Raw genomic sequence first — 25,436 nt, forward strand, 5'->3', positions numbered from 1 at the left:
GATTTTTAGTTTTAGGGAAAATTCAGACAAATGAAACGAATATTATCCCTATTAGCAGTGGCATGTGGTTTCCAAGCCATGGCCCAATCCAATATCAATGAGGTGTTGGCGGCAGGTCTCGATGATGCCGAAAGATTTACAACCGATTATATAGCTCCGGCCTCTGAAGGTTTCATGTATAGCCTTTCCAGTGGTTGGTATAATACCGCAGATGCGAAGCCGCTGGGCGGGTTCGAAATATCAATAATCGGGAATATGGCCGGTTTTAAGAACAAGGACGATAAAAAGACCTTTGAAATGAATGTGGCCGATTATGACAATCTGAAATTTGTTGACGGTAGTACGTCAAAATTGGTATCGACCTCTTTAGGTGATATTGAAAATGTGATGGTCTATGTAGAAGATGAAAATGGATTGTTCAGGGAGGAATTTGAGCTACCGACCGGTTTAGCTTCAGAAAATATCAATTTTGTGCCATCGGGTTTTGTGCAAGCAAGTGTAGGTCTCATAAAAGGTACCGAAATCAAGGCAAGGTTCTTGCCAAAGATCAGTACCGATGATTATGAAATTGGAATGTACGGCGTTGGAATACAGCATGAACTTACAAAACATTTGCCGGCAGATAAGATTTTGCCTATTGCCATATCGGCGGTAATCGGTTATACCCATTTAGATGGGTCATATGACTTTACGAATTCAAACATAGTTGCTGGTCAAGACCAAAAATTGGAGGTTGATGTGAATACTTGGGTTTTTCAGGCCGTGGTATCCACCAAGCTCCCTATTATTAATTTTTATGGCGGTCTAGGCTATATTACGGGAAAATCTACAACAGATGTTCTTGGTACGTATGTTGTGCAGTCCGGACCTTTTCAGCAAACTTATGAAGATCCTTTTTCAATAGATAAAAAAGCCAATGGCGTAACGGCTAATATTGGAACTAAATTGAAATTGGGATTCTTTAGGCTACACGCCGACTATGCTTTGGCCGAATTCAATACCTTATCTGTAGGTGTCAATTTTGGTTTTAGATAGCACTTAGTTTAAAAATAGAAAAGCCCTGGCAAAAATTTTGCCAGGGCTTTTTCATGTTAATCCATATTAGGTTTTTTACTCCCTAATGGCAAGTATAGCTCCTTTACTATCTACTAGTGTAGCTTGCTCTTCAGTGACTGCGTTCATGGTCACCTTGTCATCGGGCTTGTCATCCATTCCAGGATAGGTAATGGTGTATACTCCGTCTTCCTCTGTCCATCTAAAATCGGTCTTGGCAATGACGGTACCATTTTCCTTGATGTGATAGCGCCCAAGGTAAGCATCGTTGAAAATCCATTCAAAACGAGTTGATACTTTTCCGGAGTCACCATCTGTCAGGGTAGATGCGCTTGACCAAATTCCAATTACAGGATCATTGTTCTCTTGTATTCTAGAGCAATTACTAGCGAGTATAATACTAACGATTGCACAGAATGAAAATAGCTTCTTCATTTGTAGGTAATTATAGATTCGGGGTTTATGATTATAGAACGAAAAGGGTGTGATCGGTATTGCTAAAATTCGATGAATTGCACTAAATTTCGAATATCTTCGTTGAAAGGTAAATTTCTTTAACAGTTGCCCTATTTTGAGTGCACTTTGTCGGAAATGAATAAAAATATAAACTGATTTTTGTCATATTTTTTTCCCCACGATTCAGTACTTTTGTACCGTTAAAATTTTCAACATAAAAACAAGATAATATGAAAGTTACCGTAGTAGGTGCAGGTGCTGTAGGCGCTAGTTGTGCCGAGTATATTGCCATTAAGGATTTTGCTTCTGAAGTCGTAATATTGGATATTAAGGAAGGCTATGCCGAAGGCAAGGCAATGGACTTGATGCAAACAGCTTCTTTAAACGGATTTGATACAAAAATCACGGGATCTACCAGTGATTACTCTAAAACCGCAGGTAGTGATATCGCTGTCATTACTTCAGGTATTCCAAGAAAGCCTGGAATGACACGTGAGGAATTGATCGGAATAAATGCCGGTATCGTTAAAACAGTTGCACAGAACCTTGTAAAAGAATCTCCAAATGTTATTTTGATCGTTGTTAGTAATCCTATGGATACAATGACATATTTGGCTCATAAAGTAACAGGATTGCCTAAAAACAGAATTATAGGTATGGGTGGTGCTTTGGACAGTGCACGCTTTAAATATCGTTTAGCTGAAGCCTTAGAAGCACCAATATCCGATATCGATGGTATGGTTATAGGTGGCCATAGTGATACAGGAATGGTCCCATTGGCTTCACAAGCAACTAGAAATAGTGTTAGAGTATCTGAATTCATCAGTGAAGATCGTTTACAACAAGTTGTTGAGGATACAAAGGTTGGTGGTGCTACCTTGACCAAATTATTAGGAACTAGTGCTTGGTATGCCCCTGGTGCGGCAGTATCCGCATTGGTTCAGGCGATTGCTTGTGATCAGAAAAAAATGTTCCCTTGCTCCACTATGTTAGACGGTGAATATGGTCTTTCTGATATTTGCATAGGTGTACCGGTTATTTTAGGTAAGAATGGTATTGAGAAAATCGTTGACGTGCCTCTTTCAGATGCTGAAAAAGCTAAAATGAAAGAAAGCGCAGAAGGTGTTAAGAAAACTAACGGACTTTTAGACGTTTAAGACAACACTTTAATATAATGTTACAAAAGGCATCCTGATTTATTTGATCAGGGTGCCTTTGTTTTTTACATTAACTTACAAATATATTGCCAATTCTTAGGGTAAATCATATATTTGCAGGCTGTTGAGAAAAGCACACATAAAATATTCATAACCAATGCAAAATAAAGGACTTATAAAGCTTTTTGCCTTCTTATTCGGGCTTGTTAGTATCTATCAATTATCGTATACCTTCATTACGAGTAAGATTGAAAATGATGCTGAAGAATATGCGACCAATAAAATTTCCAATGCTGAGGAAGATTATCTTTCTAAAAGGGAAGCTTTGGAAATCAGCTATTTAGATTCTATAGGGAGCAATCCTATATTAGGGTTTACTTCTTATGATGAAGCCAAAAAGAAGGAATTGAACAAAGGTCTCGACCTTAAAGGGGGGATCAATGTTACCCTGCAAATATCCGTAAAGGATATTTTGAAAGGGTTGGCGGATAATTCTAAGAGTCCAATATTCAATAAAGCCTTGGCAGATGCCGATTTGGCATCGAAAAGTAGTGATGATACCTATGTAGATCTCTTTTTTGATGCTTTCGACAATATCAAGGGAGATACCAAATTGGCTTCACCGGATATTTTCGCGAATAAGACGTTGAGCGATGAAATCAACTTCCAAATGACAGATGATGAGGTTAAACCCATTATCCGTAGGAAAATAGATGAATCCATTGTTTCCGCTTTTGAGGTATTGCGTGAACGTATTGATGGTTTTGGGGTAACCCAACCTAATATCCAAAGGGAAGGTAATTCAGGAAGGATTCTGGTCGAATTGCCAGGTGCTAGGGATATTGCAAGGGCCCAAGAGCTTTTGTCCAGTACCGCTCAATTGGAGTTTTGGGAAACCTATGAACAGAACAATCCAAGTTTTGGAAACTTTATAGTAGCCGCCAATGAAAGGCTTAAAACCCTTGTTAAAACGGAAAAGGTCGAAGAACCGGTAAAAGAGGAATCAGAATTGGATTCCTTGTTATCCGATGTTACCGATTCATTGGATCTTCCGACTCAGGTGAATCCATTGTATGATATATTGCTTCCTGCTAACCCAGGTACGCATGCCATGTTCAGGGCCGCTGTTAAAGATACGGCCAAAGTGGGTGAATATCTTAGGATGCCGGAGATACAACGATTATTGCCAGCTGATATCCAATTTACCAAGTTCTTATGGGAAAGGCCTTCTTCCGACGATGTTGAAGTACTTGATCTGTATGCTTTGAAATCAAATAGAAGTGGTTCACCTAGGATAAGTGGTGATGTGGTAAGTGATGCTCGGGATACCTATGATGAATTCAACAAGCCTGCGGTATCAATGAGTATGAACTCAAGAGGTGCAAAAGAGTGGCAGAAGTTAACAAGTGATGCGAATATCAACAACACGGGGATTGCCGTTGTTCTTGACAATAAAGTATATACCGCTCCGGGTTGTTCGGTTGTTGGTGGTATTTCCGGTGGTGGTACCGAAATCACAGGTAGTTTTACCGTAGAGGAAACCAAGGATATCGCAAATGTATTGCGAGCTGGTAAATTACCGGCAAAAGCTGAGATCATTCAATCCAATGTTGTTGGTCCTTCATTGGGTCAAGAAGCTATTAATAGCGGATTTATATCTTTCTTGATCGCTATGGCTATCGTATTGGTGTGGATGGTGTTTTACTATGGTAAAGCAGGTCTTTTCGCCGATATCGCATTGTTGTTGAATATTCTTTTGATATTCGGTGTTTTAACTAGTTTAAGTGCTGTTCTTACGTTACCTGGTATTGCCGGTATTGTTTTGACCATTGGTATGTCGGTAGATGCGAACGTACTGATCTTTGAACGGATCAAAGAAGAATTGGATAGGGGCAAAGGAAGGTCCCAAGCGGTTGCCGATGGTTTCGGTAATGCCCTTTCTTCTATTTTGGATGCGAATATCACCACAGGTTTAACGGCCTTGATCTTATTCTTGTTCGGTACTGGTCCGATAAAAGGTTTTGCAACGACCTTATTAATAGGTATCGTTACTTCATTGTTCACCGCAATATTCATTACTAGACTCTTAGTGGATTGGTATTTAAGTGGAAAAGGAAGAACATTGGATTTTTCAACCGGACTTACAAAGAACTTGTTCAAAAATTTGGACATCGATTTCTTGAGCAAGAGAAAAATAGCATATGTGATCTCATTGATTTTGGTCGCCGTAAGTATATTTTCCTTGTTCTTTGGACAAGGGTTACAACAAGGTGTGGACTTTATCGGTGGACGTTCATACCAAGTACGTTTTGAGCATGAGGTTAGTGCTTCTGAGATTGCTTCCGAATTGAATACCGTTTTCGGAAGTGGTACCAATGTTAAAACTTATGGAGAGGATAATCAGATAAAAATCACAACACCTTATAAGGTTGATGTCGAAGGTGTAGAGGTTGATGATGAGATTCAGACTAAATTGTATACGTCGCTTCAAAAATATCTTCCTGATGGATTGTCGAAAGATGATTTTATACTCGGTAGCGAGGATAAGGCCGTAGGTATTATGCAATCTGTGAAAGTAGGGCCTACTATTGCGGATGATATTAAAAAGAATGCGTTTTTGGCCATTATCGGGTCTTTAGCTGTGGTGTTCCTATATATCCTATTGCGTTTTAGAAAATGGCAATTTTCTTTAGGAGCGGTCGTAGCGGTATTCCATGATGTTATGATCGTGTTGGGTATCTTCTCTTTGACCGGAAAGATAATGCCGTTCAATATGGAAATTGATCAAGCTTTTATAGCGGCAATACTAACGGTTATCGGTTACTCATTGAATGATACCGTGGTTGTTTTTGACCGTATTCGTGAAATAACCGGAGAGCGTGGCTGGCATGGTGGTGTCAATATCAACAATGCAGTAAATAGTACTTTAGGTCGTACCTTGAATACTTCGTTAACTACATTGGTAGTGTTATTGGCCATATTCATATTTGGGGGCGAATCTTTACGAGGCTTTATGTTCGCGATGATCGTTGGTGTTGTAGTAGGTACGTACTCATCTGTATTTATAGCAACTCCCGTAATGTTCGATACCTTGAAGAATAAGATTAGTGGTCCTGAGGAAAAGGCATAAGAAATATTTAAAAGAAGCAATAAAAAAAGGCCGCTGATCAGCGGCCTTTTTTTATATCTTTTTAGGAGTGTAACAACCATTTTTTAGCCTCTTTCTCTGTTGCGAATATTTCGCACTCATAGCCAAAGTTGCGGATAAACGTGGCCAAAACCTCGTATTCCAGGCGCAGTTTGTCGTTTGGGATAACAGCAGTAAGTTTATAATCGGGCATAAACCCTATTGCGACGAGTTTGTCGGCAAGAGCAAAGGAATGGTCAAGTTTAAGCCTTTTGTCTAAATGGGTGACCGCCATTATTTTATTTAATCCATGCTTTTTGCATAACGGGGGTATTTCTGACCATGCGTTGAGGGTTTCCTCTAATTCATTATCGATATCTCGCGTTCCGGTAAATTCGGCTTCAACAAAGTCGTCATGTACTTTTAAGCGTAATGTAATAGGCATAATCAGTTGTTTTTGATATGATTTGGTTTATTTGAATCCATGCATTGTCAATCTTCATTAAAAGTCAGAATTAGTTAATGTTCCAGTTTCTTGTACAAAACTGACGGATAATGAAATTTAATAAAGTTGTCAGGTTTAAAAAGGAATTGGGGAAATATGGATAGGCGTTGAAATAACCTAAGTTTCTTTCAAAAGAATATAATAAGAGTACACAGTGGGTTTATATTGCTCCTTTGTTTATTCATTTCCATATGACCTCCTAAGCATCTCGTATAAATTAAATGCAAACATTAAAATAATTCAAAGAGCCCTGTTAAAAAACAGTTCGCGTATCCATCATTGAAACGGACAAAAAATAAAAATTCAAATTTACTTCAGTTAAAGCGAATTTTCAACTATTAATTGAAATAATGTGTTTTTATTTACAAGGAAACCATAGAAAAAAACTACACTGATCGTAGTTAAAGAACCTATGTGCTTAATGTGATTTTTTCAATAACCATTTTAAGGCTTCAGATTCTGATAGGAATAATTTTATTTTATAATTCAGGCGGGAGGCACAGTTTTCAAAAAAGGTTAAATTGGCATACTCGATTTGATTTGATCCAACACCGGCAATTTTAAAATCTTTGCCAAAAGAAAGTTTATCTATGGCCTCGGCTACTTCGAACATGCTACTTGGTGGTATACGACCTTCTATCTTTGAACGAACCAATATCTGATTCATATTGCTTGCCTCGCACAGACGGGTAATCTCTGTCCATATTCGTATGCCTTCCTGACCTTCTTGCCCTAAGGTTCTTTGGCCAGTTAGTACTATTTTTAAATGGTCCTTTTGTAGTCGGGGGGTTAATTCTACAGGCATTTCAATTATTTTTCAAATGCGTAATATATTGAAAAATAATAAATTAACGTCAGTTATCTATCCAAAAAAGTGTATTGTTAAGGAATAACAACTTTACCTGAAGAGCCTTCGTTACTACTTTTTAGTACAAACTTATACTGTGGTTTTAAACCCACTTCTTCACGATGCGATACAAATATGATGGTAGTCTGGGTTTCGTTGGCCATTTTATTGACTAAAGAAACCAATAGCGCTGCAGATTCATCATCAAGGCCTGCTGTCGGTTCATCCAATATCAATAATAAAGGATGTTTTATCATGGCCCTTGTGGTCATCACCAATCGCTTTTGACCTAGGGTCAAATCATGAAAAAGGGTATTTTTTAAATGCCACATCCCTATGAGTTGAAGCCATTCCTTGGCAAGTCTTAACTGTGCCTCGGTAGGTAATACATATAATCCTATGGAATCTAAAATGCCAGAGATCATCATATGTTCCAACGAGTGGTAGCCTGTGAATTTGTCGGTCATTGATGGTGTAAAGTACCCTATGTTCTTTTTAATGTCCCAGATACTCTCCCCACTTCCTTTTTTTTGCCCAAAAAGAAAAAGTTCCTGTCCGTAACCTTTTGGATTTTCCCCAGTGATCATAGAAAGAATCGTGGTCTTTCCACTGCCGTTTTCGCCACTGAGTTCCCAAAATTGACCTCTATCTATTTTCCATGTGATATTGTTTAAAATGGGCCTATTGTTATAACTGACATTAATTCCTTTTAATGAAATCAAATTATCTTGGTTATATTCTACTTCTTTTATGGGAGGGGGAATATCTCCGGTTAGTTTTTGATGATTTACCGAGGTTATCGATTTTAAGTTGGGTAGTTCCATAATTGAATTTCCAACAAGTTCAATAAAGTTGGTAATGAAGGGTAAGAGGTCTTCCTTTCTACTTATAATTTGTATTAGGATTATGTCTTTGGCAATGTTTGTAAGCTCTTCCCTTAATACTGTCTGGTACTGTTTGTCAAGATTGTCAAAAGGATTGTCCAGGATTATATAATCCGGTTTTGATTTCAATAGGTGGCGGAGTAAGGCTTTTTTCTGTTCTCCACTCGACATGGATTGTAGGCTTTGTGGACGGTTAAGGGTTAGTCCGCTATCACCGTGTCTACTTTCCTCGTCAATTAGTTTCGTTAAGGCAATTTTTGAAAAAAGGGCACCTTGTAAGCCTTTCAGTCCGTCGAAATATTTCGTGGCTTTTCCATCCAGGATTTCATTGATGAAATCCGTTGTTCTGGATTCGTTCGTGATGAAAACGGCCCAATGTTTTGCTTTTTTCATTTCTAAAAGGAAATTTTAATCAAAGATACGCTGAAAAGAAGGCATATAAAAGGTTGTTGGCCGGTCGGAAAGGTTGTACTCCTTAATAATAACTTCAATTGTCATCAAAATATTATTTTATGTTTTCTATTGTAGATGCTCTTTGTTTTTCGAATATTATGAGGTATTTTCAGTGCTTGAAAAAGCTGATTAAAATTGAATCGAAATGGAAGAAGCAATAACACTTAAGAGCGTAGAGAAGGAAATGGGTAAGGCTTTTAAGGGGCTTAGGTTTTTACTAGAGGCCTTACATGAAGTATTGGTTGAGAACGGTGAACGTGAAATTGCGAAATCAATTCCATGGATCAATGAGGGGCAGCTTCAGGAAGTACCCATTACCCCTAAAACCCTTCAATTGTATTCCCTAATATTTCAATTGGTGAATATGGTCGAGATCAATAATGCCGTGCAGAAGCGAAGGGCTTTGGAAGAAAGCGATCTAGCTGGTGTTAATGGTCTATGGGCTTCAAACCTTAAATCTTTAAAAGAAGCGGGTATGGGGGAAAACGAGGTCATACCTATTTTGAAGGAAATCTCAGTTGAACCGGTTCTAACTGCGCACCCTACCGAGGCTAAGAGGGCTACGGTATTGGAACATCATCGTGAGCTTTACCTTCTTTTGGTGAAAATGGAGAATACCATGTATTCCCAGTATGAGAAAGCCAATATCAGGAATACCATAAAACTTAGTTTATACCGTCTTTGGAAGACAGGTGAGATATATTTGGAAAAACCCGATGTAGAATCGGAATTGAGAAATATTGTACATTATTTGGTCAATGTATTTCCCGAGGTCATTCCCATCATTGATCAGCGATTAGTACAGGCTGCTCAGATATTGGACATGAATAAGGGAGCAATACAAAGCAGCCATGCCTATCCTAAGATTACTTTTGGTAACTGGGTGGGTGGTGATCGTGACGGCCATCCTTTGGTGACAGCAGATGTAACCCAGAATACTTTACTGCACTTACGGCTCAATGCTTTTGTGGTCATAAGCAGAAAACTAAACGAGTTGGTTAGGCGACTTAGTTTTAGTATTCCTTTGGAGGGTTGCTCCAAACCTTACCAAACCCGTGTCCTAGAGATGGTTTCTGAATTGGGAGACGAAAGAGGAAATAGGGTTTTGGGAAGAAATACAGGGGAAGCGTTTAGGCAAATTATTTCTTTGATGTTGGCGAAATTGCCAGTAGACACAGAACGTGGCCATGCGACCAAATTATCCAATACCAAAGGGGCCTATATACATTCTTCCCAGTTAAGATCCGATCTAGGGTTGTTGCAAAATGAATTGTTAAGTTATGGGGCTAAATCAGTCGCATATGAAGATGTGACTTCCGCTTTGCGTATTGTCGAGGTTTTCGGTTTTCATCTTGCTGCATTGGATATACGTCAAAACAGTACATTTCATGATAAGGCCATAGAGCAGTTACTGAAAGCGGCCCATTGGGAGCAAAGTTCTTTTAGTGAATGGAATGAAGAAAAGAGGACTGCCTTTTTGTTAAAGGAGCTACAGCATGCCAGGCCGTTTGTACACTTTAAAACCCCATTGGATAAGGAGGCCAAAGCGGTTATGGAATGTTATAGAACCATTGAGGAGCATACGGCAACTTATGGTTTTAACTGTATAGGGTCGTTTATCGTAAGTATGACGCGTTCTTTCTCTGATCTAATGACCGTTTATCTCTTGGCCAAGGAAGCCGGACTCACATTTATGTCAGACGATGGATTGGTTTCTAAAATGCACGTGGTGCCGCTTTTGGAAACGATAGAAGATTTAAAGAACGGTCCCGTTATTCTGGCGGAATACTTTTTGAACCCGATTGTTCAGCGTTCTCTAAAATACCAACAAGAGCAACAAGGACTGTCTAGACCTATGCAACAGATCATGATAGGCTATAGTGACAGTAATAAGGATGGAGGTATCATGTCCAGTAATTGGCAGTTGTACAAAGCCCAATACAAATTAGCACAGTTAGGGGAAGAGTATAATATAGACATTCGGTTCTTTCATGGTAAGGGTGGATCTATAAGTAGGGGTTCGGGTCCTACGCATTATTTTATCAAGGCACTTCCTTTTAAATCGCCAAATGGTAATATGCGACTGACAGAGCAAGGGGAGACCATTGCCCAGAAATATGCGCACAAGATGAATGCGGCCTTCAATTTGGAGTTGTTGGTAGCAAATACATTGACTAAAACATTAATGGATAATAATAGTGAGCGTAGCTATCATGAAAATGCAACTATTATCGAGTGGTTGGCCCAAGAGAGTAAAAACCAATATGCAAATCTTATAAATTCTGAAGGTTTTATAGAATATTTTAGGACCGCCACACCTATAGATGCTATTGAAACCAGTAAAATCGGTTCTAGGCCATCAAAAAGGACCGGCGCCAATACCTTGGCAGATTTAAGGGCCATACCTTGGGTGTTTTCTTGGAGCCAGGCGAGCTACCATATGACGAGTTGGTACGGATTGGGGTCGGCCTTGGAAAAATTGAAGACCACAAAGCCATCAGAATATGAAGAGCTTAAAAAAGCCCTGGAAACAGATGCATTTCTTAAATATGTATTTACGAATGTTGACAGTAGTCTTGTTGCAACCGATGAGAAAACGATGGAAATGTATTCTGAATTGGTGCCCAATGCGGAATTAAAGAATAAGTTTTTATCAAAATTCTTGGCAGAGTTGAAATTGATGCATTTTTATATGGATGACCTTACGGGTAAACGAATAGAGGAAAGGAGAAAGGATCTTTACTATTCCAATCACCTAAGGGCTCCTCTGATGGATAGGTTGCATAAAAAGCAGATAGAACTTTTAGGCAAATGGAGGGTAGAAAAAACTGAAAACCCGGAAGCGGCCCAAAAGACCCAGATAGAACTGATGTTGACTATCAATGCCATAGCAGGCGCCAATCGAAATACCGGTTGATCAATGGCTGGATTATTCTTTAAATGTTGAAGCCATTAAGCTTTTTCTACGGTTACCCTGTATATATGAACGGGATTGTCTTTGTAGGTAGTTGTCTTGTCCAATAACATGCCGTTTTTAAGTGCTACTTGTTGGGATGGCTTGTTATCTATATGAATGATCGATATCAATGACTTGGCCAAGTTATGCTCAAAGGCGAAAGATTTGCATTTTATTGCGGCCTCGGTCGCATAGCCCATGTTTCTAAAAGGTCGGAGTAAAGAATACCCGATTTCTAGCTCTTCAATATCATCAACGGTTTGTGTAAGGAGTCCGCATTGCCCAATAAAAGTTCCATTCTCTTTTAGGATAAGGGCGTTCATGTCTCCTAGATTGTTCCTGTAACGATAGAAGGCTTTCTCAAACCAATTTTCACAGGCCTGCACGGGGTTCTTTATTTCTTCGGACCAATATTGAAAACTTGATGGGTCTGAATAGTATGGGAGCCAAAGGTCAAAATCTGAAGGCAATAATTTTCTATAGGTCAATCTTTCAGATGTCTCTCCATGTAAAAGATAATCCATTAGTTTAATCTTTCGTGAACTCGACCCTATCGCCAACCTCTAATAACCATTCTTCCGCAAGACCGGCATTGATTTCCAATGCATATTTTACGGGCACCTGGGATGGCAAGGTTTTTTCGTCAAAAGGTTGGGCATTTTCCTGAAAACTGGCAATCTTCATATTCTCACCGATAAATACGATATCCAAACCGATTTCGGTGTTTTTCATATGAAAGTAATGTTGTCTCACATCAGGAAATATAAATAACATTCCATGGTTTTTGGCCATACTTTTTCGGTACATGAGACCGGTTTCGGTCTCATAATCCGTTTCGGCGATTTCTATGTCCAAATTGGTTAGGACAGAATCGGTCTGCGCTTTGTAAATGGTCAACGTACCCTCTTTGGTAAAAGAGATTTTTTCTGTTTTAATGGTTTTTTTGGTTTCTTCCTTGCAGGAAACGAAAAATACCGAGATACTTAAGAAAAGCAGTAATAAGAGGCTGTGTTTTTTCATCATACAATGTTTGTAAAGGCCAGGTTGAATACCGACTATGAATTTTTGGCACTAGGTCTCAACATAAAATAAAGACCGATTATAATGAAAGGAATGCTTAACCATTGCCCTGTGGATAATAGGCCTAGTGTTTCCTCAAAACCACCCTGACTTTTCTTAACAAATTCTACAAAGAACCTTATGGTCCATAGTATAACCAGGAACAGTCCAAAAAGATATCCCAATTTATCCTTTTTATCGGTTTTCCAATAAAGGAAGTATAATAGGATAAAGAGGAAAATATAACACACCCCTTCGTACAATTGGGCAGGATGTCTATACGGAATCTGATTTAGGTACTCGGCAAATTCAGCTTTATGTGCAATAGCGTCATAAGCGGCATTCACCGTTTTTTCTTTGGTAACGGCCATGGCTTTCTGCGGGTGCATGTCATCGGAATCCCGAATGAACTTGGTGGCGAAAATGAAGGATTCATCGGTAACTTTGCCATTGATCTCTGAATTGAAAAAGTTGCCCAAACGAACAAAAAAAGCTCCGATGGATACGGGTATTACCAATCGGTCCAAAATCCAAAGTAATTTGAATTCAGGAAATTTTCTCGTGTACAAGTACATACCTATGATAACCCCTATTGCAGCCCCATGGCTTGCCAATCCTGTGAAACCAGTAAATTCATAACCATTTATGATCCCGAACAGGGTGCTGCCTGCACTTTCTCGAATGGGTAAAAGTATTTCCGCTATATGATTTTTATAATATGGCCAATCGTAGAAAAAAACGTGCCCTAAACGCGCACCGAGCATTGTGGCCAAAACGGTATGTATGAAAAGCGAATCAAGCTGTTCAACGGACTTTTTTTCGTTGGAGAAAATACGTTTCATGATGAACCACCCCACTGCAAAGGCGATAATCCATAATAAATTGTAATATTTTATCTGAAGGAAACCGATTTTGAACAAAGTATCGTTCGGATTCCAAATGAGGCCTAAAAAGTGCATATGTAAAATTTGAAAAGCTAAGATAATAAAATAGATGGGCTAGACCGCTACGCTTTTAGAAAATAGATATAAGACTGATATTATCATATTAAATTTTTTCCATTTTTGTTATGAGAGTTCTAATTGTTTTCAATTAAGTACTCAAAATAAATCGGGTTACTTTTTTAGGTTGTCCTCAGAAGGAGAGGGTAATTCAGGGTTTTCATATTGGTGCTTGGAACTTGATTTTGGGATTTGTCTTTTTATGGTACGGGGTCGTAACCTTTACCGCCCCATGGGTGACAACTGAAGATTCGTTTTAATGCCAGCCATCCACCTTTGAACAAACCATGCTTTTGTAAGGCTTCTACGGTGTATTGGGAACAGGTAGGGGAGTATCGGCATGTTGCCGGAGTATAAGGGGATATGGCATATTGGTAAAATCGCACCAATAATATAAAAGGGGCAATCAGAATTTTTTTTAAAGTAATTTTCGATGCCATATCCTTATGAAATCGGATTTATTCCTTGTTAAGTGTTCAGGATACGCTGAACGTAGTCCCTTCTTTGCCGTCTTTCAACTGAATTCCCATGGCCGACAACTGGTCACGTATTTTATCGGAAGTCGAAAAATCCCTATTGCTTCGGGCTTCGTTTCGTAGTTCGATCAATAATTCAACAACACCTTGTAGTTTGTTCGAATCTTGGTTACTTTCCGTTTTATGTTCCAAGCCCAATACATCAAATATGAAATCGCTCATGGTTTGTTGTAAAAGGTCTTTGTCAGTTGAGGTTATCTTTTCTTTTCCTTCTTTGATCAGATTGATGTGTTTTACCCCCTCGAATAAATGTGCGATTAGAATAGGTGTATTAAAATCGTCATTCATGGCGTCATAACATTTCTGTCTCCATCCGGGAACATCGAAATCGGATATTGTGTCGGTTTCAAGATTCTTAAGGTTGTCAAAAGCATCCATTAATCTATGGTATCCTTTCTCGGAGGCTAATAGCGCATCATTGCTTAAGTCCAAAATACTGGTATAGTGGGCCTGCATCATGAAAAACCGGACTACGGAGGGCGAGAAAGGTTTACTTAATATGGTGTTTTCCCCTGAGAAAATTTCCCCAGGTAGTATATTGTTCCCCGTGGATTTTGCCATTTTCTTTCCGTTCATGGTCAGCATATTGGCATGTAACCAATAGTTGACGGGAGAATGGCCATTACTGGCTTCGGCCTGGGCAATTTCGCATTCATGATGTGGGAATTTCAAATCCATTCCACCACCATGGATATCGAAGGTTTCCCCAAGATATTTTGTGCTCATTGCCGTACATTCCAAATGCCATCCTGGAAAACCGTCTCCCCATGGGGAAGGCCAGCGCATAATATGTTGCGGCTCGGCTTTTTTCCAAAGGGCAAAATCCTGAGGATTTTTTTTCTCGCTCTGTGCGGCCAATTCCCGGGTATTGGCAATCATGTCTTCCAATTTCCTGCCACTCAATTTTCCATACTCAAATGTGTCATTGAATTTTTTAACATCAAAATAAACGGAACCGTTGATTTCATAGGCATATCCTTTTTCAAGAATTTCTTTTATGATTTCCAACTGTTCTATAATGTGGCCGGTTGCCGTGGGTTCGATACTTGGTGGTAAAAAATTGAATTGATCCAAGATGTAATGAAAGTCAACGGTATAACGTTGTACGACTTCCATTGGTTCAATTTTCTCCAATCTTGCCTTTTTTGCAATCTTATCCTCACCTTCATCCGCATCATCTACCAAATGACCTGCGTCGGTAATGTTACGAACATAGCGGACCTTATAGCCTAAATGACGCAAATACCTGAAAATCATGTCGAAGGACATAAAAGTTCGGCAGTTGCCCAAATGTACATTACTATAAACTGTTGGGCCACAGACATACATGCCTACATGACCTTCGTTTATGGGTTTGAATATTTCCTTTTTACCACTAAGTGAATTGGTGATCTTTAGGGTTTGTTCCTGGTACAATTGCATTTTGGCGAAAGAAGATTAAAACTTTGTTTCTAGATTCAAGTATTCCAAAAATTCGCTTCGAAGGGCTTCGTTTTTGAATTTACCTCCGTATTCCGCGGTTACGGTACTACTTTCTATATCCCTGATTCCTCTGGAATTTACACATAAATGTTTGGCATCGATAACGCAGGCCACGTCTTCAGTATTCAAAACCCTTTGGAGTTCCCGAACTATCTGAATGGTAAGACGTTCCTGTACTTGCGGCCGTTTTGCATAATAGTCTACAATACGGTTCATTTTTGAAAGTCCAACAACATTGCCATTACTGATGTAGGCTACATGCGCCCTACCGACTATGGGCAATAAATGGTGTTCACAAGTAGAATACAGTGTAATGTTCTTTTCAACCAACATTTCACCATACTTATATTTATTGTCAAAGGTAGAGGAGTTGGGTTTTTTCTTCGGGTCTAGCCCACTGAAAATTTCCTTTACGAACATTTTGGCTACCCGGTTAGGGGTGCCCATTAGACTATCGTCTTCCAGGTCAAGGCCTAAAGTGAGCATTATCTCTCGTACGTTGGTCCTTATTCGTTCCATCTTTTCATCATCACTCAATACAAACGCATCCTCACGTAGTGGAGTGTCCTCGGCAGAAGAAACATGGTCGTTTCCCATTTCCTCATATTGCTCTTCCAATGTGCTGTCAATTTTCATTTAAAAAACTTTAAAGAACGGCAAAGATATACATTATATGGCACTTTATAGTTGTATTGACCTAATACACAACATAAATTAGTGTTAAGGGAAATTGCCGGTTATTTTTATGTTCTAGTAGCTTAAACGATGTATGAAGCATAAGGGTATTTGGATTTGTTTAACCTTCATGTTGGGGATTTCCCGTGCTTTCGCGCAGGTAGCTCCCGATTGTGGCAACGCCGTGCCTATTTGTAATAGTACTCCCATAAATGGGGGTACTCAAGGATTTGGGGTCGATGATTTTAATGGGGCCAGAAAGACCGGATGCCTTGAAGCAACTACTACTGGGGCTATAGAATCGAATTCTGCTTGGTATCGTTTTAGGACTGGGGCCTCGGGCCAGTTGGGTTTTAATATTGGCTTTGATGATTCGGAAGACTGGGATTTTGCTTTGTATAAAACGAATGATTGTAATGCTTTGGGTGAACCCGTTCGTTGTAATTTTTTTGATAATAAAGATGAAGATTCCTTTATGGGCGTGGGGGAGGATCCAACCGGTTCCGTAGCAAATCTCCAGTATGAGGATTGGCTCCAGGTAGAAGCGGGGGAGGACTACTATTTAATGATCAATAATTTCAGTAATAACAATTCAGGGTTTTCAATCCAGTTTTCCGGTAGTATTTTTGTAACGAATCCTTATGATGCTTTGGATTGTTCCATAATCAGTAACTTATTGGGGCCTCCCGTGGCTGCCTGTGAAAATGATATCATTACTTTGGACGCTTCTGCCGCAACGGCGGTTAACTACGATTGGTTTCAAGATGTAGGTAGTGGTTTCCAGGCTATTGTAGGTGAACATGGTTCTTTGCTCGAGGTGGTTTCCAATGGTACATATAGGGTCAATGCTGCACTTTCGGACGGTAGCTCAATTGTCAGTGATGTGCAAGTGAGCTTTTCGGCCAATCCTGTTGCGTTTCCCGTAGCCGACGATTCATCATGCTCAGGGGCAACGACCTATGACCTTTCACAAAAGGATATTGAGGTTTTGGGAACCCAGGATCCTTCAGCGTTTATTGTGAGTTACCACACGACCTTGGCTGATGCCGTTAATGGCATTGATTTTTTGCCTAAATCCTTGGAAACAGATAATAGTTCACAGACCATTTATGTGCGGGTCACCTCTTTAAGCAATCCCAAATGTTACGATGCGTCAAAATATTTTCAGTTGACCAATCTTGAATCCCCTGTGATGGATTTTGATACAGAGGTTTTTCTGTGTAATGGAAACCCAAGTATCGTTATAGGGGAAACCACACCTCCAGACCCAAACTATACCTATTTGTGGGATACAGGGGAGACTTCATCCAGTCTTGAGGTTTCTCAAGAAGGGACTTATTTGCTAACGGCAACTAATTCACAGGGAGGATTGTCCTGTAGTGATTCTAGGACTATTGTAGTTGCTAGGTCGGTAACACCTGTAATAACCAATGTGTTGATCGAAGATTTGCAAGCCAATAATAAAGTAACAGTTTTAACGAATGTCACTGAAAATATAGAGTTTCAGTTAGATGAGGGGGATTTTCAAACATCTAATGTTTTTGTCGATGTTTTACCTGGTCCGCATACGATAACCATTAATGATATTAATGGCTGTGGAATGGTTTCCGAGGAGATTGTTGTGGTCGGATTTCAGAAATTCTTTACTCCAAACGGCGATGGTAAAAACGATTATTGGAATATATTGGAGATTTCGGAACTAGAAAACCCTATTGTGAGTATCTACGACCGCTTTGGTAAATTGGTGAAAGTGCTTAATGCAAATACTATAGGATGGGATGGTACATACAATGGGAAAGCACTGCCCTCATCTGATTATTGGTTTAAATTGAGTTATACGGATTCTAGTGGGGAACGGTCCTTCGCAAAATATATCAATAATCACTTTTCTCTTAAAAGGTAGATGCTTGTTAAATGATAATATCCCTGTATTTTATCGATTAACGACATAAAATTCCGTCAAAATATAATAAAATAGGGGTGCTAGAGTTATACTAGTTGTTACTGGTACAATGTTAGCCCCATTTTCTATGCGAACACTCATTTTTGTTTTCTGTTGTTTATTCCTGTCTTATACGGGTTTGAACGCCCAAAACTCCCCGGATTGTAGAAGCGCCATTCCCGTTTGTGCGGATGGGGAACCTATAATGCCTTTTGTGGATGGTAGTGGTGATATCGATGATTTTGATCCCGATGTGATTCGGCAAAGTGGTTGTTTGGAAAAAGGAAGTGTCAGTTCTGCCAATATTGAAAACAACACTTCATGGTTTGTTTTTAGGGCCGGTACCGGTGGTCAAGTCGGTTTTGATATCGAAGCTTTGCCCATTGGAGGAACGGGAACACCTACTGCTGAGTGGGATTTTGCCGTTTATGGTCCTGATGTTGATTGTGCAAGTATCAGTAATGGTACGGCTCAACCAATTCGATGTAACTACGAAGTAAACAATACCAATTTTACGGGTATAGGAGTTAATCCCGAAAACGGCGTTGCCGGAGGCCCCTTTGTAAAAGGTAGCCAGAATACCTATGATGAATGGTTGGATGTAATTCCAGGTGAAATCTATTATATTCTTATCAATAATTTCAATACAAATTTTGATGGTGATCCCGAACAGTTTTCATTGACCTTTACGGGTAGTTCTGTAGATGCAGATCAAGACAACGTACTGGATTGCACCCTTCGGGATGAATTTTTGGGATTGGATATCGTTGCCTGTGAGGGTGATCCGGATATAACCTTGAGTGCCCTTAATTCTCCGGCTGGGCCAGATATAACCAATGTGACATGGACTGTGGATTATGAAGATGATGGTGTAGTGGATGCTACTTTGGCAGATGGCCCTTCGGAAACGGAACTAACGGTTACAAGCCCTAATTCCGGACGTTATTTCGTTGAAATCCAAACCTCTTTGGCAACGGTCATAACCGATGATATATTGATTACCTATTATGGCACCCCGGTTTTGGATGAAGTAATCATACTTGATGATTTGGCCGATAGTAATAATGTAGAGATCGTTGTTATTGGTGACGGTGACTATGAATATGCGATTAACGGTGGTGAATTTCAAGAAAACCCTGTTTTCAATGATGTACCCCCAGGAATTAATTCGGTGATCATTAATGATCTAAATGGTTGTGGAACTACCGAACCGATTGATTTTTTAGTTGTAGGTTATCCTAAATTCTTTACGCCAAATAACGATACGTATAATGATTATTGGAATGTTAAGGGGATAGAGACACTTATAGACCCGGTTGTACATATATTCGATCGTTATGGTAAATTGATAAAACAGTTAGATGCGTCGACCATAGGATGGGACGGAACTTTTAATGGTAAACCCATGCCTTCATCCGATTATTGGTTTAAAATGGATTATTCACGGGATGAGGAAGGTGTTATTGTGGCTAGGACCTTGCGTACGCATTTTACATTGAAAAGATAAAACGCTTTTTACGGATATAAAAAATGCCCTGACGTTCAGTCAGGGCATTTTTGTTTGATAGTGTCTTAATTTATGCTTGGCTAAAAATTCAAAGTGTAACTTAAGGTGATATTTGTATTTTGTTTGTTGATAAGGGCCGGGGTGGGTAGGCCGGTATCGAACAACTGTAGATTATAATCACGTTCGGTCCTGTTATAAGCAAGGTCTAAACGACTGCCTCCGAAATTATAACCAATACCTCCTGAGTAAGCATTTAAATCACCGATATTGTTGCCGTCGGCATACGGACTCTGTTCAAAACGGTAGCCAGCTCTAAGGCTAACACGTTCTATGCGATATTCACCACCCAGCCTAAAAGAGGAAACCCCGTCGAGGTTATTGGCGATTTCTGAATTTACAGTTGAAAAACTGGAATCGCTGGTAGGGCGCAATTCGGCTTGGGACATGTCTTGGTAGTCGTAATCAAAACTAAGAAGTCCGTCCCTACCGAAAATTAAAGCCACACTACCTGTTAATTTAGCCGGCGTCTTAATGGTATATTCTTCAAAAAGATTAATGATGTCATGGTTGATAAAGTTGATTTCACTATCCGCCAAATCAGAATTGATCCGTTGCGATAAATCATCGGTTAATCGATACCATGTAGGGGATTGGTAGCTACCACCGACCCGTATATTCTGGTTTACCTTGGCAATTGCCCCCAAATTAAATGAGAATCCAGAGCCTTCTGTATGTAAAAAGTTTGAAAAATCCGTTCGTTGAATGGCAGATCCCGAATCATAACCGGTTTCCCTGATTTCGTCGAATTGATCATAGAAAACCGTATGGAAATTCAAGGAAGCACCTAAGTAAAGGTTATTTTGGTATTGGGTGGCGAAATTTAAATTGAATTTACTGTTGTAACCAGAAGTGTATCTAGCATAATCTTGATTAACGTTACTATATGAAGCATTTCTAATATAGTCGGTAGTAGTATCATCTTCACCCACGGGATCAATAATACCGCCATAATACCCTAAAAACGCCTGTTGATCGGTAAATCCTTGATACGCACCAATATCCAAATATGCATTTTCTATATATTCCCCATCTTGTATTAATATGGAGTTAAATGGTACTACACCATCAGCATAATTCAAAAAGTAGTTATCTATACCTTGGTCACTTGTACCTGATATCCTATACTCGTCATCAAAACTCTGTACCATGTCATAATTAATGGCAAGGGCCATTTTTTTCCAATCGGAATCATTCCTGCTTTTAAAAACGAAAACACCTCCCACTTGGTTCAGGTTGAAATTGTTTTCATTTGCACTTCTGCCGGTACCGAAATATGTTGCGGTGTTATCCGTATGGTAATTAGATCCTGAAACGGTAAACTGGCTATTGTTGAAAACGGCTGATCCGGCAGGATTGATGTTCAAGGCCGAGAGGTCGCCTCCCAAAGCCCCGAAAGCACCACCCATACCTTGAAAACGGGCAGTCCCTTGCAGGTTTTCCTGACTGTATCGTAATACATCGTTTAAATTCTGTGCACTTGCAACCGTGCAGGCCAGTAGCACTATGAAAGTTAAATATCTTTTCATCGTATATGGTTTTTTATCTCGGTATAATAAATGTCAGCATTAATTTCTTCTTCCACTACTACTACGTGATGAACTGGATGAACGCCCGGATGATGATCTAGAAGAACTTGAAGAGCCAGAACTTCTATAGCTGCTGCTGCTTCGGGAACTACTGCCCGATGATTTATAGCTGCTGCTTCGGCCACTAGAACTACCGGACGACCTGTAACTACTTGATCTTGGAGCTGAGCTTCGGTACGATTGTGAACTTCTTGTACTGCTTCCAGAACTTCTATACGTACGTGACGTTCCTGTACGACTACCTGAACTTCTATATGTAGAGGTTCTTGGTGTTGTGGCTCTTGAAGTGCTGCTTCTTGGGCTAGAACTGTTATAATATCTACTGCTACTGCTCCTAGAAGATGAGTTATATCGTGGTGTGGCCCTTGTGCTCCTACTGGTGCGGTATGCCCTGTTTTGGTCTACACCAACGGTTCTTCGTGCTGTTGAACTGCTTCTGTATGTGCTGGAACTTCGTGTTCCTGTACTGCTTCGAACACCACTTGTCCTAGCTGTTGTACTACTGCTCCTGTATCTTGGAGACGTACCACGTGTATTTACATTTGATCTTGCTCTTAAACTGCGTGCAGAATTGTTGTTTGCAAGGGAGTTGGTATTGTAATAGCCCCTTCTACTCCTGTTCAATGCATAATTCCTATATCTTGAATAAGGCCTATTGTTATATCCATAACCGTAACCATATCCGTAACGGTAGTAAGGGGAATTCCATCCATAACCGTAACGGCCTCCCCAGCCCCAGTTGTTCCAACCCCAACCCCAGTTGTTCCAACCCCATGGGTTATAAAATCCTCCCCATCCGTAATATCCACCATAGCCCCAATTGTTCCACAGCCATGGGTCATTCCATCCCCAGCCATAATTACCATAGAATCCACCATAACCCCAAGTATTCCAATTGTTGCCGTAAATATTGATACTTACATCTGTAGAATTGTCTCCCCAGCCACCATAACCTGCGTAGTCATTTTCGGGTTGATAATAATCGGTTAAGGCTTCGCTTTGAGGAATGCTATCATATTCCGATTCACTGGAATACCCATCGATATCGGTAAACACTTCGCTGTCGAGTATTTCACCATATTCATCGGCTTTTTGCCCAAAGTAATCTTGATATGGGTCGTTGTTTTTTCGTTGTTGAACTTGTTGTGGAGCTCTTTCGACCACTCTAACATCTTCATCTTCATAAATGCCATCATTATCATAATAAGAGGCTTGCTGGTACGAACCACAGGAAACTGCCAAAATGCCCAAAAGGACAAGAAGGGACGCACTGCGGATTCTTGAGAGTGGTAGAGAATGTATCATGGTATCGATTTTTATTGTTGAACATGTTAAAAATAGTTAGTTTTACCGAACTATTTTGATAATAATAACACAAGATTTGTGCCAAACTACATGTAATGGGTAAAAAATTGACTAAGAGAAGTGAGGACTATTCCAAATGGTATAATGAACTCGTTGTTAAGGCTGATTTAGCTGAAAATTCCGGGGTTAGAGGGTGTATGGTCATAAAGCCATACGGTTTTGCCATCTGGGAAAAAATGCAGGCGGCATTGGACAAAATGTTCAAGGAGACCGGACATGAAAATGCGTATTTTCCTTTGTTCATTCCAAAATCGTATTTAAGTAAAGAAGCCAGTCATGTTGAGGGTTTTGCCAAGGAATGTGCGGTTGTTACCCATTATAGACTGAAAAATGCGGAAGATGGCAGCGGTATTATCGTAGATGAGGATGCTAAATTAGAAGAAGAATTAATCGTAAGGCCTACATCCGAGACCATTATTTGGGACACATATAGAAAGTGGATACAATCCTATAGAGATCTGCCCTTATTGATCAATCAATGGGCTAATGTGGTTCGTTGGGAAATGCGTACACGTCTCTTTTTAAGAACGGCGGAATTTTTATGGCAAGAGGGGCATACGGCCCATGAGACGGAAAAAGAGGCTGTTGAAGAAGCTGAACGTATGATGAATGTTTATGCCGAATTTGCCCAAGATCATATGGCCGTACCGGTAATAAAAGGTTTGAAAACAGAAAGTGAACGTTTTGCCGGCGCTGTGGAAACGTATTGTATCGAGGCTTTGATGCAAGATGGAAAGGCTTTGCAGGCAGGGACATCGCATTTTCTTGGACAGAATTTTGCCAAGGCCTTTGATGTGAAATTCGCATCCAAAGAAGGTAAACAGGAGTTTGTTTGGGCAACTTCATGGGGTGTTTCCACTCGTTTAATGGGGGCTTTGGTTATGACGCACAGTGATGACAACGGACTGGTATTACCACCTAAATTAGCACCTATTCAGGTGGTTATCGTTCCTATATACAAAGGGCTTGATCAGTTGGATGCCATATCGGAAAGGGTAAATCCATTGGTGAAGGAGTTAAGGGCCAAGGGTATTTCGGTCAAATATGATAATAGGGATACCTATAAACCAGGGTTCAAGTTCAATGAATATGAATTGAAAGGGGTTCCCGTTCGTTTGGCCATTGGCCAACGCGATATGGAAAACGGAACCTATGAGGTGGCTAGGCGCGATACGCTTGAAAAGGAAACAGTTCCTATGGATGAGGTAATAGCCAAAATCGAATTCCTGATGGATGACATTCAGAATAATATCTATACCAAGGCCTTGGATTACCGAGAGGAGCATATTACCGAGGTAGAAACCTATGAAGAGTTCAAAAAAGTATTGGAAGAAAAAGGAGGTTTCATTTCTGCCCATTGGGATGGCACAACCGCCACGGAAGATAAAGTGAAAGAAGAGACCAAGGCAACAATTCGTTGTATACCGATTGAAGGTGATAAGACCGAAGGCCGATGTATGGTTACAGGTGAGCCATCTGTCAGAAGGGTACTATTTGCCAAGGCTTATTAATTGCATGTATTTTTAAGCAACTGGTTTACCCGTATTTAAGTTTACCATAGCATGTATTTTATAATGAAGAAATACATATATTTGAGATTATGTAAAAAAAATATGTGCAGGTGTTGCGATAGTTAAAAATAATTGTATTTTTGCATCCGCATTTTGTGCAGAGTAATGGTCCGTTCGTCTAGGGGTTAGGACGCCAGGTTTTCATCCTGGTAACAGGGGTTCGATTCCCCTACGGACTACAAGGTTATTTGAAAAGAATTGGGGTAAAAGCGATAATCGAGTTTTTTCCTAATATTAAGGTCCGTTCGTCTAGGGGTTAGGACGCCAGGTTTTCATCCTGGTAACAGGGGTTCGATTCCCCTACGGACTACCAAGTAAAAAGACAATTGTCTTAAAAACATAATTTAAAGAGAAGATGGCAAATCACAAGTCAGCATTAAAGAGAATCAGAAGAAACGAAGCTGTACGTTTACGTAACAGGTATCAGCACAAAACTACCCGTAATGCAATTAAAAAATTACGTGGTGAAGAGAACAAGGAAGATGCTGTGAAAATGTATCCGGAAGTAGTTAGTATGATCGATAGGCTTGCAAAGCGTAATATCATACATACGAATAAAGCGGCGAACTTAAAGAGTAAGTTGGCAAAGCACGTTGCTGCTTTGTAGACTTTATTATCCAATCTATTTAAAAAGCCCAGATGGTAGACCATCTGGGCTTTTTTTGTTTATATACTTTTCGTCGGGTACCTGCGCATTCGTAAGAAACCTACAATAAAGCCAAGATACATCACGGCAATCAAAAAGTGTTGTAGCTGTCTTATATGCAATTCTTGATATAGTGAATAATCCAAATGACCTATAATTAGAATGATGGGGTAAAAAATGTAAAAGACCAGTAAACCTAGACTGATCCATCTTAGCAGTACCGAAAATTTATTGTTTTTTGATGTGCTTGTTTTCGTTTGGGTATAGAATAACAAAATACATAGTATCAATACAAGTGAGCCTATTGATGATGCCCATAATTGGGCATAAAGTATAAATTCCTGAAAAAAAGGATTGATCAGGCTGGTAAGTATAAACAATAATCCACCTATAAGTACAATTGACTTCATTTTCCGATCTGTAAAGGTCTTCCAAAAAATATAATAGAAGTATAGAAAGAACAAGATATCAAAAACATTGTAAATCAAGTTGTTGTAATTAGAATACCCATCCCTTAAGACTATCTGTATATTTTCGAACTCGAAAATTATCAGCCCAAGTATTTCGG

General features: G+C 39.7%; 20 protein-coding genes and 2 tRNA genes. 10 read left to right on the top strand and 12 right to left on the bottom strand.

The genetic code is table 11. The features are described from left to right. Window positions 1-30: 30 nt before the first annotated feature. On the top strand, window positions 31-1,035 hold the full coding sequence (locus GJ691_RS12690) for a DUF6588 family protein (protein ID WP_154367444.1): 1,005 nt from the start codon (window positions 31-33) through the stop codon (window positions 1,033-1,035). 75 nt (window positions 1,036-1,110) lie between these two features. Here the strand turns inward: GJ691_RS12690 and GJ691_RS12695 are convergent, their stop codons facing one another. Continuing rightward, window positions 1,111-1,488, bottom strand: coding sequence for a hypothetical protein (locus tag GJ691_RS12695; protein WP_154367446.1), 378 nt, complete (start codon window positions 1,486-1,488; stop codon window positions 1,111-1,113). 251 nt (window positions 1,489-1,739) lie between these two features. On the opposite strand from GJ691_RS12695, the gene mdh reads away from it, so the two are divergent. Together mdh and secDF are read left to right on the top strand one after the other, a co-directional pair. Next, window positions 1,740-2,666 carry a malate dehydrogenase gene (gene mdh, locus GJ691_RS12700; RefSeq protein WP_154367448.1) on the top strand — a complete coding sequence of 309 codons (927 nt, stop codon included), beginning with the start codon at window positions 1,740-1,742 and terminating at the stop codon, window positions 2,664-2,666. A 157-nt stretch (window positions 2,667-2,823) separates the two neighbouring features. Further along, window positions 2,824-5,796 carry a protein translocase subunit SecDF gene (secDF, locus tag GJ691_RS12705; RefSeq protein WP_154367450.1) on the top strand — a complete coding sequence of 991 codons (2,973 nt, stop codon included), beginning with the start codon at window positions 2,824-2,826 and terminating at the stop codon, window positions 5,794-5,796. A gap of 61 nt (window positions 5,797-5,857) precedes the next feature. Here the strand turns inward: secDF and GJ691_RS12710 are convergent, their stop codons facing one another. From GJ691_RS12710 to GJ691_RS12720, 3 genes are all read right to left on the bottom strand, one after another. After that, window positions 5,858-6,238 (bottom strand): hypothetical protein, encoded by a 381-nt coding sequence (locus GJ691_RS12710; protein ID WP_154367452.1) that lies wholly within the window; start codon window positions 6,236-6,238, stop codon window positions 5,858-5,860. 478 nt (window positions 6,239-6,716) lie between these two features. Further along, entirely contained in the window at window positions 6,717-7,103 is a 387-nt protein-coding gene (locus GJ691_RS12715; RefSeq protein WP_154367454.1) for a hypothetical protein, read from the bottom strand. Window positions 7,104-7,180: 77 nt separating this feature from the next. Beyond that, complete coding sequence (locus GJ691_RS12720) at window positions 7,181-8,422, bottom strand: ATP-binding cassette domain-containing protein (protein ID WP_154367456.1); 1,242 nt, start codon at window positions 8,420-8,422, stop codon at window positions 7,181-7,183. Window positions 8,423-8,627: 205 nt separating this feature from the next. Between GJ691_RS12720 and GJ691_RS12725 the strand changes: the two genes are divergently transcribed. Continuing rightward, window positions 8,628-11,399, top strand: a complete 2,772-nt coding sequence (locus GJ691_RS12725; protein ID WP_154367458.1) for a phosphoenolpyruvate carboxylase — start codon at window positions 8,628-8,630, stop codon at window positions 11,397-11,399. A gap of 35 nt (window positions 11,400-11,434) precedes the next feature. Here the strand turns inward: GJ691_RS12725 and GJ691_RS12730 are convergent, their stop codons facing one another. From GJ691_RS12730 to folE, 6 genes are all read right to left on the bottom strand, one after another. Further along, window positions 11,435-11,962, bottom strand: coding sequence for a GNAT family N-acetyltransferase (locus tag GJ691_RS12730; RefSeq protein ID WP_154367460.1), 528 nt, complete (start codon window positions 11,960-11,962; stop codon window positions 11,435-11,437). Window positions 11,963-11,966: 4 nt separating this feature from the next. Beyond that, entirely contained in the window at window positions 11,967-12,461 is a 495-nt protein-coding gene (locus GJ691_RS12735; RefSeq protein WP_425481743.1) for a DUF192 domain-containing protein, read from the bottom strand. A 32-nt stretch (window positions 12,462-12,493) separates the two neighbouring features. Next, on the bottom strand, window positions 12,494-13,456 hold the full coding sequence (gene lgt, locus GJ691_RS12740) for a prolipoprotein diacylglyceryl transferase (RefSeq protein ID WP_154367464.1): 963 nt from the start codon (window positions 13,454-13,456) through the stop codon (window positions 12,494-12,496). A gap of 242 nt (window positions 13,457-13,698) precedes the next feature. Then, on the bottom strand, window positions 13,699-13,938 hold the full coding sequence (yidD, locus tag GJ691_RS12745) for a membrane protein insertion efficiency factor YidD (protein ID WP_154367466.1): 240 nt from the start codon (window positions 13,936-13,938) through the stop codon (window positions 13,699-13,701). 36 nt (window positions 13,939-13,974) lie between these two features. Further along, window positions 13,975-15,456, bottom strand: coding sequence for a cysteine--tRNA ligase (gene cysS / locus GJ691_RS12750; protein ID WP_154367468.1), 1,482 nt, complete (start codon window positions 15,454-15,456; stop codon window positions 13,975-13,977). A 15-nt stretch (window positions 15,457-15,471) separates the two neighbouring features. Further along, the gene (gene folE, locus GJ691_RS12755) at window positions 15,472-16,152 is read right to left on the bottom strand and encodes a GTP cyclohydrolase I FolE (RefSeq protein WP_154367470.1); all 681 of its coding nucleotides are present in this window, start codon (window positions 16,150-16,152) and stop codon (window positions 15,472-15,474) included. Window positions 16,153-16,285: 133 nt separating this feature from the next. On the opposite strand from folE, the gene GJ691_RS12760 reads away from it, so the two are divergent. Together GJ691_RS12760 and GJ691_RS12765 are read left to right on the top strand one after the other, a co-directional pair. Then, window positions 16,286-18,094, top strand: a complete 1,809-nt coding sequence (locus tag GJ691_RS12760; RefSeq protein ID WP_154367472.1) for a T9SS type B sorting domain-containing protein — start codon at window positions 16,286-16,288, stop codon at window positions 18,092-18,094. Between the two features lie 127 nt (window positions 18,095-18,221). After that, window positions 18,222-19,640 (top strand): T9SS type B sorting domain-containing protein, encoded by a 1,419-nt coding sequence (locus tag GJ691_RS12765; protein ID WP_154367474.1) that lies wholly within the window; start codon window positions 18,222-18,224, stop codon window positions 19,638-19,640. Between the two features lie 80 nt (window positions 19,641-19,720). On the opposite strand, the gene GJ691_RS12770 is transcribed toward GJ691_RS12765, so the two are convergent. Both GJ691_RS12770 and GJ691_RS12775 read right to left on the bottom strand, forming a co-directional pair. Then, the gene (locus tag GJ691_RS12770; protein WP_154367476.1) at window positions 19,721-21,226 is read right to left on the bottom strand and encodes an OmpP1/FadL family transporter; all 1,506 of its coding nucleotides are present in this window, start codon (window positions 21,224-21,226) and stop codon (window positions 19,721-19,723) included. A gap of 39 nt (window positions 21,227-21,265) precedes the next feature. After that, on the bottom strand, window positions 21,266-22,591 hold the full coding sequence (locus GJ691_RS12775) for a hypothetical protein (RefSeq protein ID WP_154367478.1): 1,326 nt from the start codon (window positions 22,589-22,591) through the stop codon (window positions 21,266-21,268). 95 nt (window positions 22,592-22,686) lie between these two features. Between GJ691_RS12775 and proS the strand changes: the two genes are divergently transcribed. From proS to rpsT, 4 genes are all read left to right on the top strand, one after another. Beyond that, window positions 22,687-24,162, top strand: a complete 1,476-nt coding sequence (gene proS / locus GJ691_RS12780) for a proline--tRNA ligase (RefSeq protein WP_154367480.1) — start codon at window positions 22,687-22,689, stop codon at window positions 24,160-24,162. Between the two features lie 167 nt (window positions 24,163-24,329). Next, window positions 24,330-24,401: transfer RNA gene (locus GJ691_RS12785), tRNA-Glu, on the top strand. A 59-nt stretch (window positions 24,402-24,460) separates the two neighbouring features. Continuing rightward, window positions 24,461-24,535: transfer RNA gene (locus GJ691_RS12790), tRNA-Glu, on the top strand. A gap of 42 nt (window positions 24,536-24,577) precedes the next feature. After that, window positions 24,578-24,829, top strand: a complete 252-nt coding sequence (rpsT, locus tag GJ691_RS12795; RefSeq protein ID WP_154367482.1) for a 30S ribosomal protein S20 — start codon at window positions 24,578-24,580, stop codon at window positions 24,827-24,829. Window positions 24,830-25,436: the final 607 nt, after the last annotated feature.

Origin of the sequence: Maribacter luteus (genome assembly GCF_009674825.1) — a bacterium.
Classification (GTDB): Bacteria; Bacteroidota; Bacteroidia; order Flavobacteriales; family Flavobacteriaceae; genus Maribacter_A; species Maribacter_A luteus.

Excerpts from the sequence above, each read along its gene's own strand:
- cysS (WP_154367468.1), bottom strand. The coding sequence starts at position 15,456 with ATGCAATTGTACCAGGAACAAACCCTAAAGATCACCAATTCACTTAGT.
- GJ691_RS12690 (WP_154367444.1), top strand. The coding sequence starts at position 31 with ATGAAACGAATATTATCCCTATTAGCAGTGGCATGTGGTTTCCAAGCC.
- GJ691_RS12730 (WP_154367460.1), bottom strand. The coding sequence starts at position 11,962 with ATGGATTATCTTTTACATGGAGAGACATCTGAAAGATTGACCTATAGA.
- GJ691_RS12710 (WP_154367452.1), bottom strand. The coding sequence starts at position 6,238 with ATGCCTATTACATTACGCTTAAAAGTACATGACGACTTTGTTGAAGCC.
- GJ691_RS12775 (WP_154367478.1), bottom strand. The coding sequence starts at position 22,591 with ATGATACATTCTCTACCACTCTCAAGAATCCGCAGTGCGTCCCTTCTT.
- GJ691_RS12735 (WP_425481743.1), bottom strand. The coding sequence starts at position 12,461 with ATGATGAAAAAACACAGCCTCTTATTACTGCTTTTCTTAAGTATCTCG.
- GJ691_RS12695 (WP_154367446.1), bottom strand. The coding sequence starts at position 1,488 with ATGAAGAAGCTATTTTCATTCTGTGCAATCGTTAGTATTATACTCGCT.
- GJ691_RS12720 (WP_154367456.1), bottom strand. The coding sequence starts at position 8,422 with ATGAAAAAAGCAAAACATTGGGCCGTTTTCATCACGAACGAATCCAGA.
- GJ691_RS12725 (WP_154367458.1), top strand. The coding sequence starts at position 8,628 with ATGGAAGAAGCAATAACACTTAAGAGCGTAGAGAAGGAAATGGGTAAG.
- proS (WP_154367480.1), top strand. The coding sequence starts at position 22,687 with ATGGGTAAAAAATTGACTAAGAGAAGTGAGGACTATTCCAAATGGTAT.
- mdh (WP_154367448.1), top strand. The coding sequence starts at position 1,740 with ATGAAAGTTACCGTAGTAGGTGCAGGTGCTGTAGGCGCTAGTTGTGCC.
- folE (WP_154367470.1), bottom strand. The coding sequence starts at position 16,152 with ATGAAAATTGACAGCACATTGGAAGAGCAATATGAGGAAATGGGAAAC.
- lgt (WP_154367464.1), bottom strand. The coding sequence starts at position 13,456 with ATGCACTTTTTAGGCCTCATTTGGAATCCGAACGATACTTTGTTCAAA.
- yidD (WP_154367466.1), bottom strand. The coding sequence starts at position 13,938 with ATGGCATCGAAAATTACTTTAAAAAAAATTCTGATTGCCCCTTTTATA.
- GJ691_RS12765 (WP_154367474.1), top strand. The coding sequence starts at position 18,222 with ATGCGAACACTCATTTTTGTTTTCTGTTGTTTATTCCTGTCTTATACG.
- rpsT (WP_154367482.1), top strand. The coding sequence starts at position 24,578 with ATGGCAAATCACAAGTCAGCATTAAAGAGAATCAGAAGAAACGAAGCT.
- GJ691_RS12715 (WP_154367454.1), bottom strand. The coding sequence starts at position 7,103 with ATGCCTGTAGAATTAACCCCCCGACTACAAAAGGACCATTTAAAAATA.
- GJ691_RS12760 (WP_154367472.1), top strand. The coding sequence starts at position 16,286 with ATGAAGCATAAGGGTATTTGGATTTGTTTAACCTTCATGTTGGGGATT.
- GJ691_RS12770 (WP_154367476.1), bottom strand. The coding sequence starts at position 21,226 with ATGAAAAGATATTTAACTTTCATAGTGCTACTGGCCTGCACGGTTGCA.
- secDF (WP_154367450.1), top strand. The coding sequence starts at position 2,824 with ATGCAAAATAAAGGACTTATAAAGCTTTTTGCCTTCTTATTCGGGCTT.